Origin of the sequence: Aureispira sp. CCB-E, from assembly GCF_031326345.1 — a bacterium.
Classification (GTDB): domain Bacteria; phylum Bacteroidota; class Bacteroidia; order Chitinophagales; family Saprospiraceae; genus Aureispira.
Window position 1 is genome coordinate 2,458,192 of sequence record NZ_CP133671.1, and the last position, 12,505, is coordinate 2,470,696.

Below are 12,505 nucleotides of genomic sequence, written 5' to 3' on the forward strand. Positions count from 1 at the left end.
TAGTATCTTTGTGCTGCTTAAAAACAAAAGAAAATGAAAACAAGAAGTCATAAAGAAGATAAGGTAAATGTTATTACTTTGGGATGTTCCAAAAATATGGTGGATTCTGAGGTTATGATGAGTCAATTGCAAGCCAATGAATTTGAGGTAGTGCATGATAGCAACGATGCGGATGCGAATATTGTTATTGTGAATACTTGCGGATTTATTGATTTGGCTAAAGAAGAATCTGTCAATACCATCCTTCAATATGCGGATGTGCGTGCGCGAGGCGAGATTGATAAGTTGTATGTGACAGGCTGTTTATCTCAACGTTATAAAGATAATTTGGAAGAAGAAATTCCAGAGGTAGATGCTTATTTTGGAACCTTAGAATTACCTGCTTTATTAGAAAAATTAGAAGCAGATTATAAGCACGATTTAGTAGGAGAACGCCTATTAATGACACCCCCGCATTATGCCTATTTAAAAATATCCGAAGGGTGCAATCGTACTTGTTCCTTTTGTGCTATTCCTTTGATGAGAGGAAAGCATATTTCTAAATCTATCGAAGACTTGGTGACAGAAGCCAAGAACTTAGCAAAACAAGGCGTCAAAGAGTTGATGTTAATCGCACAAGAATTGACTTATTATGGGTTGGATATTTATAAAGAACGAAAACTTGCGGATTTATTGCGTGCTTTGAATGATGTAGAAGGCATTGAATGGATTCGGTTGCACTATGCTTATCCTAGTAAATTCCCATTAGATGTTTTTGATGCCATCAAGGAGTTGCCAAAGGTGTGTAATTATATAGATATGCCTTTGCAACACGCTAATAATGCCGTATTAAAACGGATGCGTCGTCAAATAACGAAAGAAGAGACCATGAAGCTTATTGAAGAAGCCCGCAAACGTGTGCCAGGCATTGCTTTTAGAACGACACTTTTGGTAGGTTATCCAGGAGAGACGGAGGAAGAATTTGAAGATATGGTAGATTTTGTACGAGAGATGAAATTTGAACGAGTTGGCGTATTTCAATATTCTCATGAAGAAAATACATTGGCGTATGATGTAGAGGATGATATACCAGCAGAGGTCAAAGCTGCTCGTGCTTCTAAAATTATGGAAGTACAAGCAGATATTTCTTGGGAGAATAATTTGGCAAAGATTGGAAAAACTTTCAACGTTTTGTTTGATCGAGTAGAGGGAGAGTTTTTTGTTGGTCGTACAGAATATGACTCTCCAGAAGTAGACAATGAGGTACTGGTTAAAACTGAAGGAAACTATGTTCGTATTGGGGATTTTGCAACGATTGAAATCATTGATGCAACCGAATATGATTTGTATGGAAAAGTAGTCAAGGCTTAAAAATTAGACAAAGTTGCTACTAAAGGAATTGTTTTAATTTTTTTATTTCTTGAAAATGAATCGTTTAAAATTGATTCTGAAAATCAAGTTTCAAAAACAAAGCAATATATTAGTGCAATAGCTACAATTTTGTAATTTTGTTACGGAATTTCTTAACACACATAAAAGACACCAAAATATGGGATGGTATAAACGTGATAAAGATAGTATAACGACTTCCACTTCTCAAAAGAAGGAAACTCCCGATGGGATTTGGCACCAATGTAATGCCTGTAAGACCACTTCAACCGTTAAGGATTTAGTAGAGAACTTGTACGTATGCCCATCTTGTAATCAGCATGAGCGTATCGGTTCTCAAGAATATTTTGAGATTATTTTTGATAAGAGCAAATATACAGAAATGTACAGCGACATTATCGCGTATGATTTCTTAGAGTTTACAGATTTAAAACCTTATCAAGAGCGCTTAGATTCTGCTCGCAAGAAAACGGACTTAGATTCTGCAATGCGTGTGGCAAAAGGAAAGGTTCAAAAAATGGACTTGGTCATAGCAGCAATGGACTTTGGTTTTATTGGAGGTTCGATGGGGTCTGTAATGGGGGAAAAAGTATCTAAAGCAATAGATTACTGTATCGAACACAAAACACCATTTATGATCATTTCTAAATCTGGTGGTGCTCGTATGATGGAATCTGCTTTTTCTTTGATGCAGATGGCTAAAATTTCGGCTAAGTTGACGCAACTAGCAGAAGCACAAGTGCCTTATTTATCTTTCTTGACGGATCCGACAACAGGAGGAGTTTCTGCCTCTTTTGCTATGTTGGGCGATTTTAACTTCTCGGAGCCTGGTGCTTTGATTGCCTTTGCAGGACCTCGTATTGTTAAAGAAACATTGAAGTTAAAAGAATTACCAAAAGGATTTCAGCGTGCTGAGTTCTTGATGGAAAGAGGATTCTTAGATTTTATTGTTGAACGAAAAAATTTAAAAGATAAAATAGAGGATATCTTGTATATTCTAAAAAAATAATCAACCTATTATAAGTAGTACTTCTATTCGGATAATAGATTTGCTACCCCATAATTTGATATAAAAATGCCTGCTAATTTTTAGCAGGCATTTTTAGTTTACTCTAACATACGTTTTAAGGCTAATAAAACATCGTATGGTCCTTCTACAATAGTGGAATTAACCAACCAGTCGGGAACAGAACCACCTAAGTCAGCAACAGATTGTTGAACTACTTTAATAATGCCGTTGCCTTGATCTATAAATAACCAATAGCCTTTGGAACGAGGGACGCGTACAATACCATCTTTTTTAGGGATATAATCAGGCAATGATTTCATGGTTACTTTTACCTGATTGCCCGTTTTGGTAAAAACAGAATGTGTGATATTATCTCGATCTGCAACGGGCCAAGGAGCATTACCCAAGTTATAGGTAATAATGTCTGTTTTTGAATTTTCCTTTAGGTTGGATACTTCTATACTTCTTGCCATAAACGCCTTTCGTTGTACGGGGTCTCTATAGGCTTCTACCGCTTTTTCTAAGGTTGTCTTAATGTAAACGGTTGCTCGGTATTCTTTAATGCTCCAACCATCAATAAAACGAGTTTCTATTTTAACGCCATTTTTTTCTTTGGCAACTTTCCAAGTACTTTGAGCATGAGATATTTGAAAGCTAAAAGAAAGCCCTAATGTTAGTAGTAGAGCACAGAAGGAGTGATGAAGTGTCTGCATTTGATGATAGTTTTTTGTTTGTTGTTTTTGGGTTCAACAAACGATGTTTTTTGAGATTGTTACGATATGAATTGACGACAATAGATGCACTTTTATGTAGTCGTCACTTCAAACCTTATAATATAAGCTAAATTGATCAATAATGCAATTACAAAAGTTAATTAAACGTTTGATAAGACTCTATATTAGTATTTTTTGATATTTAAATTCTTGATTATTAGTTGTTAAAACAATGTGTTTTTATGAAAAACAAAAAAAGTGCCGCCTTTAAACTTGGGCAACACTTTTTTAATAAGCGGTCAAAATAAACCGTGTAATAAACTATTCTAGTTTTATTGGCTATCAACGTAAAATAAAAATAGCGGACTATTGGATGTTTTTTAACAATGAAAGCGAATAAAAATAATTCTTTTGAGACAGAAAACTACTGGTCAATTATTGTAGCATCGCATCTAATATTTGATGGTTAAAATGTTCTGTCGATTGTACAAAAGCGAACTTAGCTCCTAATTTCTTTTTTGTTAACTCTGCTGTATAGGCTAAGTCTAGGACTTCACATCCTACTTGTTGGGCTCTTTCTAATGATTGAAATAAAATTTGTTTGTAGGTATTATGAGTTTTGACATAATTGTAATCTAATCCTACTAGCATAGCATTGTAGGTACTTCCATTGATTTCGCTAAATAAAATTCCAACCAAAACAGGTGATGTTGCGCCTTCTACAAATTCTGGTTTTAGGTAGAGTTGAATAACATCGTAGTTGTTATTGGCGCACATAGCTTTAAAATAATGCTTGGGTAACTTGAATACATTCAGTTCTAAAGCTTTCTCAAATACAGCCGAATAAAGTTGATAACAAGCATCTATTTCTGATTCCGATTGAGGCTTATTGGTACGCACTATAAATCTATCTTCAAACTGCAAGATTTCTTTTCGGACATTATAGCGATACTTTTGACCTAGTTGAGTCAAATAAGTTGCTCGATCATTCCAAGCTAAAGACTCTACAATACAATTGTCTAGGAGGTTGTAGTTGATTAATCCCAATTCTAAAAATACTTGTTCTAGTTCTTTGTCTTCGTACCCTACAAAGTCTCGCAACATCAACTTAGTAGCGCCTACTTGTTCCATGGTCTCTTGCATTGCTTTTACCAATAAAGCTAGAGCTTCCTTCCAGTTATTGTGTTCTCGATTAATATAAACATGCTCTCCTTTTGTAATCATAGAACCTGTCATGACATTTTTAGAGCTAAGGACATAAGGATCTTCTTGGCGCATCAACTCAACTTTGGCAGAAACAGAAGCAGGAGAAAACATATCATCTTTGACTAGGGCAGTGGTAAAGAATGTTTTTAAAACAATAGTACCTTGTGAGTCTTTGATGGTTACATACTGGAATTTCCAGTTATTTTCAGGTGCTGAATTGCCTTGAAAACATTGTTCTACCAGTTTTAAATTATCATAGTTTAAATTGCCATTATTGATAAATAGTTGATCCCATTCTTTTTTATGAACCTTATTGATGGAATCTTTTATTTCAATTTGTAAACTAGTCCTGCTTTCTTTTTCAGAATCTTGGGAACCGTTAATACTGATATTAAAGCTTGGGATGTCAAATACTTTGCTAACATAGGCACAACTACTACCTGCATCTATTAGTGCATGCAGATAATTTACTTGCAATGCTTCCAACATATTATTGATGTCTTGCTTGCTTAAATTATTATTAATCATAAAACGGACGCCACTTTTTTTCATTGGTACTGCTGGAAAAGCTGCAGAATTTAAGTAAAAACCATCGTCTTTCATTTTGCTGACAATATCATAGGTAATAGCGGGTAAGCCAGCGGGAATAAAAAACAGAGGGCTATCTGTTTGCATGAATTGAGGTAAGGATAACTCATTAAGTCGAGTATTGGTATAATCAATTAATTCTCTTAATTCTGCCTGCCGTTCTTCTAAGGCTTGGGACATATGGAATTTGATCGAAGCACATGCGGCTCCCAACATTGGAGGTTGTATGGGACCGCAAAAAATATAGGTAGAGCCGCAGTTACGAACCTTCTCTTCCATTTCCGCATTGGGAAACACCATACATCCACCTGCTGCACCAAATGATTTGTTGAGAGATACCGCTAAAACCATTTTATTATGATGCTTCATATGGCTGCGGACAACGCCCACACCATTCTTGCCCGTCCAGCTCATTCCGTGGGCATCATCAATATACAAGTGAAACTTTTTGTATTGATCCATCAAGGCTTCCAAGGCTTGAAAAGGAGCAAAGTCTCCATACATTGAGTAGACCCCATCTGCGAAATACCATATTTTGTCGTGCTTGTTATTTAAGTGCTGAATCTTTTTTTCTAAAGATTCCATGCAGTTGTGGCGAATAATGTAAACGGGAACTTTTCGAGCTTTAAGTAGTTGTGTTGCCATTTGAATGCTCGAATGGACTTGCAAGTCTAAGATGATGGCATCGTTGTCACCAACAATAACAGGTAAAGTAGCTAGGTGTCCTAGAGTAGTGCTAGCTGTAACAATAGTTGGTTTTTCAAAAATAGTATTTAAAGAATGTTCTAACTCATGATATAATCCTAAAGAAAGATAAGTTCTGGAGGAAGAGAATTGAGTGCCATATTTGGTGACGGCATCAATAACGCCTTCTTTGAGCATGGGGTGAGTTTCTAAACCCAGATAGCTGCAAGAACCAAAATTGACTAAGGAATTGCCATTAATAGTGACTACTTGACCATCTAAATTTTCATCTTCTGTATGATGATGTATTAAGCCTCTGTTACTTCCATCTTTTACAATTTGATTTAATATATCTACTGCGCTTGCCATGATTTTGTGTTGTATTTAGATTTTTACATTAAAATATTGAAGCTTCCTACATCAACAAGTCGGCAAACGAACTTCTTCCCCCTAAAAGAAAATTAAAAAAGTAAATTATCGAACGGCTACACGTGCAATCATTTTGTAGTATAACCAAGGTATAAAACGCTTGATATAGACCATGATAACTTCTTTTTTGCCGATGTAAACTTTCTTCTTTTTTTTCACTATTGCTTGCAACATCTTTTGGGCAAAGACATCCACCTGCATGCCGTTACTTTGTCGATTATCCATGCTACCTTGAGCTTGACCATCTCCAACAAAAGCATTGATAGAGACATTGGTTTTGATAAAGCCAGGGCTGATTAAGGTTACATCTATGGAATTGTTTACCAGTTCGGCTCTTAAAGAATCAAAAAAACCGTGCAAGGCGTGTTTGGTGGCAGCATAAGCGGAACGGTAGGGGGTTCCAAAAACTCCAGTAAGACTAGTGACCGTTACAAAATGCCCTTTTTGTCGTTTTAAGAAATGGGGTAGGAGGGCTTTGGTTAAGGCAATGGTGCCAAGGTAATTAATGTCCATCAAGCGTTTGTCTACTTCAAAAATAGTATCTTGAGCTAGCGAACGCTGAGAAATTCCTCCATTATTGATTAAGATGTCAATGGGACCTCTCTCTTGGATTACTTTCTGTACGATACTAGGAATTTTGTCATGCTGTTCTAAGTCTAAGGTTTGTACATATACCTCTTGGCAAGTTTTTTGGCAAGTTTGTTGAACCTGCTTTAATACAGCTGTTTTTCTACTGGACAAAATTAGAACAGCACCTTGTTTTGCCAAGGCATAAGCCAATGCTTCTCCAATGCCAGAAGAAGCTCCCGTGATCCAAATTACTTTGTTTTTAAATGTCATAATGGTGATTTGTTGTATAAAAAAATGACTTGGCTAAGTACTCAAAAGATAATAAAAAACCACAAATTAGTACTTGAAAATAAGCTGAAAACCAGCTTGGGTACTAATTTGTGGTTCGATTTAGGATACTTCTCTTTAGCTTTGTGGTAAATAAAACTCTACGAAGCTATATGCTTGAAGTCTTAGCCTAAGTGTGTTGAGTCGTTTTGCTAATTTTTGTCCAAAGCAATCACAACAACGGCAACGTCTTGTTTGGCTGTAGCACTTTGTTTAAAAGCAATTAATTTGCCCGATTTATTGGTGTAATTTAAATTCTGAAATGCCCGATTACCAACAGCAGCCATTACATTATCATAAAAATTATTGTTGCCTGCTTGGTCGATTCTTTGTTGAATTTGGTCAGGATTTAATTCATTTTTAGAATAGACAATTGCCATAAAGTCACGAGTACCCTCATCGTCTGCAAAAAACTTCCCATTTCGAGGGAAAAGGCGTGTCCCTACAATTCCCATATACGAAGAATATTGGTCGGAAGGAGGAAAGATTTTTAAGGCTTTGCCTTGACGATTGCCACTGTCCGCTTCCTTGCTAAAAACGTAGGTGAAACATTCTAAGGAGTTGGTGATTTCAATTTTTAGCTCTGTACCAATTTTGATAGGACTTGTTGTTTCAAAGAGATTATCTCGAACATTTTTTAAATCAAGAGTAGTGCCTCTAGCAACATCATACAAGCCGCATTCAATGGCAAAGTCTGTGGAAGAGGAAGTTGTTGCTTTTTGGTGAGGAAACACCCCATAAGCTTCTCTACAGAAGATTTTAAAATCATCATAATCTACAAAAACAAAACCTCTATCGCCCCATTCTGTTCCCCAACTATTCTGAATTTCAAATTGTTTTTTGTTGTCATCATAACCAATTAGACACATAGCATGTCCTCCCAAATTGTTGACATTACGTTTTTCGGAGGCTCTAGGTTTCCATACTTTCTTGCCCATCATATCTTGAAAAGAATAGGGAACTTTAGCAGCAATAATTACAGGGGCTCCTTGTGCAATATTTTGTTTGACAGCTTCTAAGTCAACATCGTAGTTGCGCCCTGTTTTAGTCAAACGATTGTATCCTCGAATTCTATGTTGCAGAGCTTCTTGCAATTGTGCTTGTGAGGGCTGTTGGCTACAACTATTTTCATTATAAGGAAATTTAGAAAACTCCAACAAACCTTTTTGTTTCATATGTTCCAAGGCTTCACCAGTATAGGCGCCTTGACAGCCTCTAATGCCAATTTGGTTGTACAAAAAAGAGGGGCTATAAGCAATGGTATTGGGATTGGCACCCGTACTTGCTGCTTCTAAGATCGTTCTAGCAGCATAGGCACTAGCCCAACCCACACAAGAACCTTGGCTCCCTTGATTGAGTGGTCTAGGAGCATATTCTCGCAAGGAGACTTTGGCAGGGAGACTATATTTGCTAGAAGAAGAAGAAAGTGCTGCAAAAACTTTTGATTCGTCGTATTTCTCTTGACTAATTTCACAACCCATTCTGTAAATATCTTGCGAGTTGTTATCATTGGTAGGTGTAGAAATGCCAGGACCCATTATAAAAAAGGCAATGGCACCAATGATAATAATAGGAACTGCAAATTTAGGATATCGAAAAGCAAACATAATAATAGCCATGATAATTGCACTATTATTTCGGCCGCCACCTCCACCGCCTCGGTTACTGTTATTACCTCCATTATTGTCGTTGTCGGGTCTAAAACGTATTGCCATTTTGTATAGAATTGTAGTAATTAAAAGATGGTTTGAGTATAGTATTGATACTGTGTGGTTCTTGTGAACATTACTCCGTTGCTTTTTTACGTTTTTACTTCGTGAGCCTGCGGGTTCGTAGAAAAACTAAAAAAGCAACGGAGTATTATGTGAAGTAATGTCGTATTTAAGATACAAAATAAACTAAGAATTTATGTAACTGGGACTAAAAAAGGAGTTGGGTGTCTAAAACGAGAAAGGGAATGATTTTAAACCCCAAATTTGTGACGCACCTCTTGAGGTAAATCTTCTAAGTAGTCCACATCACTTAATAAGGGCAACTCTACGAAACTATAGTTTAAGGTATTAAAATCGTTTATGGTTGCTTGATACAAGCCTTCTGTACTCCATGCCTTGTTTTGAAAAATAGCAGGTTCTAAACGGCGCATACCCAATAAGTAATATCCTCCATCTTTGGCAGGACCAATAACAAAATCGTGGTTTAAAAGTGCTTCAAAGGCTTGATTGATAATCTCTGTTGTCAATTCGTAGCAATCGCTACCAATAATAAGCACACGTTCGTAATTATCCGCAAAGGCAACTTCAAATCCTGCTTGCATCTTTTTTCCTAAATCTCCTTTTTCTTGAAGCGTTTTGGAAAATTGCTTATCAGAGAAAGCATCATCAGACGCGATGTGGTTAGAATAAAAGACACGTTTATCTCCATTTGCCGCAGCCGTTAAATGAGCGGTATGTTGCAATAAAAATTGATAAATTTCTAATGCTTTTTTATCGCCAACCGATGCTGCTAAGCGCGTTTTTGCAGTACCTAAAATAGGATTTTTAGCAAAAATCATTAACAAACCTTTTTTATTCATGTATATGATGTTTAGTAGTTCGTTGCTTTTTTATCTTTTTGGTAAAAAAGCACATTTATATTAGTTTACTTCGTGAGCGCTGTGCTTTTAGTTAGCTGCGCTGCTACTGCGTGGTTTCAACGAACTATTGTGATGTTTAAACTTATACGATTTAGAACGTGGGGGCTTTGCTTTTAGCTAACGACACTGTTACTACGTAGTTTACACAAAGTATGGGGAGCGTTTTACACTATAATAACTTTTGTACAATAGTCAATTGTTTTAATAAACTATTGTCATCTCCGACTGTATCCATTTGCCCCAAGAAGGAGCATATCCATGAATGCTATCTATCAATTGATTATTAGTATTAACAACAGGATGTCCTTGGTTGACCCATTCAAAAATTCCCCCATACAGATTGTATACATTAGTAAACCCCATTTCTAACAATTGTTCACCAATACGCTCACTACGATACCCGACAGAACAATATACCAAAATTGCTTGATTTTTGGATAAGGTGTCAATAACTTGTTTGTTCATAGTAGGGTAGCCGACCCAAATAGCATTGGGCAAACTGCTGATTGCAAACTCTTCGGCAGCGCGGGTATCTAAAACAACATAGGAACTGAGTTGCGCTGTTTGATTGGGATAAACAAAAGGAACCGTTTTGCTGTACAATGCTTCTAGCATCTGATTGTAATTGGATGCTGTTAAAACGCGAATCCATTTTATCCCGAAAAAAGCAATGAGGCCAATAGTAAGGAGTATTCCTGTTAGAAGAACATATTTCATTGATACATTTTATTTTTGATGGCAAAATGTAGGGTAAAAGAATAGACATGATCACGAATAGAGTTGTATCGTCGAGAAGGCAAGATTTTTTTGAAGGACAAGAAAAAACGCCAATTCATATAATTAACTCCAAATTTTTCGAATAATTCCGAGCCAAGCACTAATTTGGTAAACAAACCAAGCTAAAAAACAGCCTAAAAAACTACCTGTTATGACATCCAAAGGATAGTGCACCCCAACGTAGACTTGACCATAAGCTACTAATGCAGCCCAAAGAAACAAAGCTATAAAATAGCTCTTTTTCCATGTCATTCTAAAAATTAAAAAAAGTTGCATCGTCACTGCAAAATGATTGGTGGCATGCGAAGAAGTAAAACTAAACCCACTCCCACAAGCAACTAATGTTCGAACATCAGAGAGCTGAGTATTATTACAAGGGCGCACTCGTTCTACTGCTTTTTTGATCCATTCGCTGCTAATATGATCGGCTAAGGCAATGGTGAGCCCGAGGACGATTAAGACCCAAATTGTCTTCCAACCTCTGTCTTTACCAATGACCAAGAGTAATAGAATATAAAGTGGAATCCATGTCGTCTTGGTACGCCAATAAACAAGTACAGTATCTAAGCACGCATTGTACCATTGTGTATTAATCAGAAGAAAGAGTTTTTCATCCCATTGTAATAATAATTCTAGCATGACTTTACAACCAAAATTAAACGTTCTGAATGGACAGGATCATAACTAGACAAATCGAAGCCCCCAAAGGTTGCTACTAATTCCAATCCTACTTGCTCAAAAAGGCGTTTAAAGTCCTCCAGGGTAAAGGCACGGACTTTTTCTTGGAAGTAGAACTTCTCGCCATTGTCTTCGAAGCGAATGTCTTTTAATATGTATCCATTTTCTACGCTTCTATTAATTTTAAATGTAATGCCAGAAAGCGTTTTTTCCTCTGTTAGAACAAGTTGCTGAATGACTTTATGCGCATTAAAAAAGTCAATAACAAGTCTACCATTTGGGACTTTTAGCCCCTTTTTCATCTCTTGTAGTGTTTGAAGGTGTTCCTCTTCTGTAGGAAAATACCCAAAACTTGTAAAAAGATTAAAAATATAATCAAAGGGACCAACAGTCAGTGGCATCCGCATATCATGCGTTGCAAAATGCAAGTGTTTGTGTTCAAATTGTTGAGCATGCTCAATACTTTCTGGGGATAAATCAACCCCAACCACATCAAATCCTTTGTCTGCTAAATAGATTGAATGCCGACCTTTACCACAAGCTAAATCCAGTATTTTTGCTTGTTGAGGAACGGCTAGATGTTGAACCAAATTATCCATGAAAAATTGAGCTTCCTTATCGTCACGATGTTGATATAATAAGTGATAATAACTGGAATCAAACCAAGTTGCAAACCAAGTACTCATAATGATTGTTTTGTATTAAAATTATAGAAGTTCGCTAATTTAGTGGGCGTGCTAGCAAGCCTTTTGTAGACAACTAGCCTTGGTTGATATAACCCAAGTCTTCTAATGTTTCAAAAATGTCGTCCAAATCATCAAACGATTTTACACCTACTTTTTCTTCTTCCCCTCCTTGCAAACTAATGCCATGTGGTTTGATGGTTTCTAAGTATTCTTGCATTTGAGCAGGAGGACAAACCAGACTAACTAGTATAGCATATTCCATGCATAACTCTTGCAAGGTTGCCAAGGCAATTCGATTGGCTTTTAGATCAGTCCAACTGATGCCATTTTTTTCTAAATCTAAGTAAAAATAATCAACGTGTTGAGCAGCAGTATCACATTGTTCTGCAAAGGTGTTCATATTCTTTAAATCGTCCAAAACCCACTCTTTTATCACCGTTACATCACGAAGGTTTTTGGCAATCGTATAATCTGTGTACATGCTTAGTTGCACAGCATCCAATTGTAGTAATTCAACAGAGGCGAGTATGTCTGTCAATTTTTGATCCAAGCCAAATTCGCCGACTATTTTGGGACCAACCAACCAATCTTTAATTTCTTTAACATCTTGAGGGCGGGTATAGTTTGCATTTCCCATTTCTAGGGAAAAGCCAAGCCACTCGACATTCCACGCTGCAAAATAACGTGCGTCTGTAAGATTATTGATGCTAGTCGCTTTTATTTTCATATTAATTTTCTTTCTTTAGAAATTTTGAAGATGATATATAATAGATAGTATTGAAGCTCTGTTGGCGTCAATAACAATGCATAGAGTTGCTCCTCAAAAAGAAGCAAAAAA

11 protein-coding genes are annotated in these 12,505 nt (G+C 36.5%); 2 read left to right on the top strand and 9 right to left on the bottom strand.

The window, feature by feature from the left end; genetic code table 11:
• The first annotated feature begins 33 nt into the window (after nucleotides 1-33).
• Entirely contained in the window at nucleotides 34-1,350 is a 1,317-nt protein-coding gene (rimO, locus tag QP953_RS09425; RefSeq protein WP_052592701.1) for a 30S ribosomal protein S12 methylthiotransferase RimO, read from the top strand.
• A gap of 178 nt (nucleotides 1,351-1,528) precedes the next feature.
• Nucleotides 1,529-2,377 (top strand): acetyl-CoA carboxylase, carboxyltransferase subunit beta, encoded by an 849-nt coding sequence (gene accD, locus QP953_RS09430; RefSeq protein ID WP_052592703.1) that lies wholly within the window; start codon nucleotides 1,529-1,531, stop codon nucleotides 2,375-2,377.
• Nucleotides 2,378-2,475: 98 nt separating this feature from the next.
• On the opposite strand, the gene QP953_RS09435 is transcribed toward accD, so the two are convergent.
• The 9 genes from QP953_RS09435 to QP953_RS09475 all read right to left on the bottom strand — a co-directional run bounded on the left by QP953_RS09435 (nucleotide 2,476) and on the right by QP953_RS09475 (nucleotide 12,394).
• Nucleotides 2,476-3,090, bottom strand: coding sequence for a hypothetical protein (locus QP953_RS09435; protein ID WP_052592705.1), 615 nt, complete (start codon nucleotides 3,088-3,090; stop codon nucleotides 2,476-2,478).
• 435 nt (nucleotides 3,091-3,525) lie between these two features.
• Nucleotides 3,526-5,937 (bottom strand): aminotransferase class I/II-fold pyridoxal phosphate-dependent enzyme, encoded by a 2,412-nt coding sequence (locus tag QP953_RS09440; protein WP_309554794.1) that lies wholly within the window; start codon nucleotides 5,935-5,937, stop codon nucleotides 3,526-3,528.
• A 105-nt stretch (nucleotides 5,938-6,042) separates the two neighbouring features.
• Nucleotides 6,043-6,837 carry an SDR family oxidoreductase gene (locus QP953_RS09445; protein ID WP_309554796.1) on the bottom strand — a complete coding sequence of 265 codons (795 nt, stop codon included), beginning with the start codon at nucleotides 6,835-6,837 and terminating at the stop codon, nucleotides 6,043-6,045.
• A gap of 209 nt (nucleotides 6,838-7,046) precedes the next feature.
• Entirely contained in the window at nucleotides 7,047-8,609 is a 1,563-nt protein-coding gene (locus QP953_RS09450; protein WP_309554798.1) for a C1 family peptidase, read from the bottom strand.
• Nucleotides 8,610-8,857: 248 nt separating this feature from the next.
• The gene (locus QP953_RS09455; protein ID WP_052592713.1) at nucleotides 8,858-9,466 is read right to left on the bottom strand and encodes a TIGR04282 family arsenosugar biosynthesis glycosyltransferase; all 609 of its coding nucleotides are present in this window, start codon (nucleotides 9,464-9,466) and stop codon (nucleotides 8,858-8,860) included.
• 261 nt (nucleotides 9,467-9,727) lie between these two features.
• Nucleotides 9,728-10,243 carry a rhodanese-like domain-containing protein gene (locus QP953_RS09460; RefSeq protein ID WP_052592715.1) on the bottom strand — a complete coding sequence of 172 codons (516 nt, stop codon included), beginning with the start codon at nucleotides 10,241-10,243 and terminating at the stop codon, nucleotides 9,728-9,730.
• Nucleotides 10,244-10,366: 123 nt separating this feature from the next.
• Nucleotides 10,367-10,942 (bottom strand): phosphatase PAP2 family protein, encoded by a 576-nt coding sequence (locus QP953_RS09465; protein ID WP_052592716.1) that lies wholly within the window; start codon nucleotides 10,940-10,942, stop codon nucleotides 10,367-10,369.
• Nucleotides 10,936-11,667: a class I SAM-dependent methyltransferase gene (locus QP953_RS09470; RefSeq protein ID WP_309554800.1), complete on the bottom strand. Its 732-nt coding sequence runs from the start codon at nucleotides 11,665-11,667 to the stop codon at nucleotides 10,936-10,938. Before QP953_RS09470 ends, QP953_RS09465 begins: the two co-directional genes overlap by 7 nt.
• Nucleotides 11,668-11,740: 73 nt before the next feature.
• Nucleotides 11,741-12,394 carry a hypothetical protein gene (locus tag QP953_RS09475; RefSeq protein WP_052592720.1) on the bottom strand — a complete coding sequence of 218 codons (654 nt, stop codon included), beginning with the start codon at nucleotides 12,392-12,394 and terminating at the stop codon, nucleotides 11,741-11,743.
• Nucleotides 12,395-12,505 lie beyond the last annotated feature (111 nt).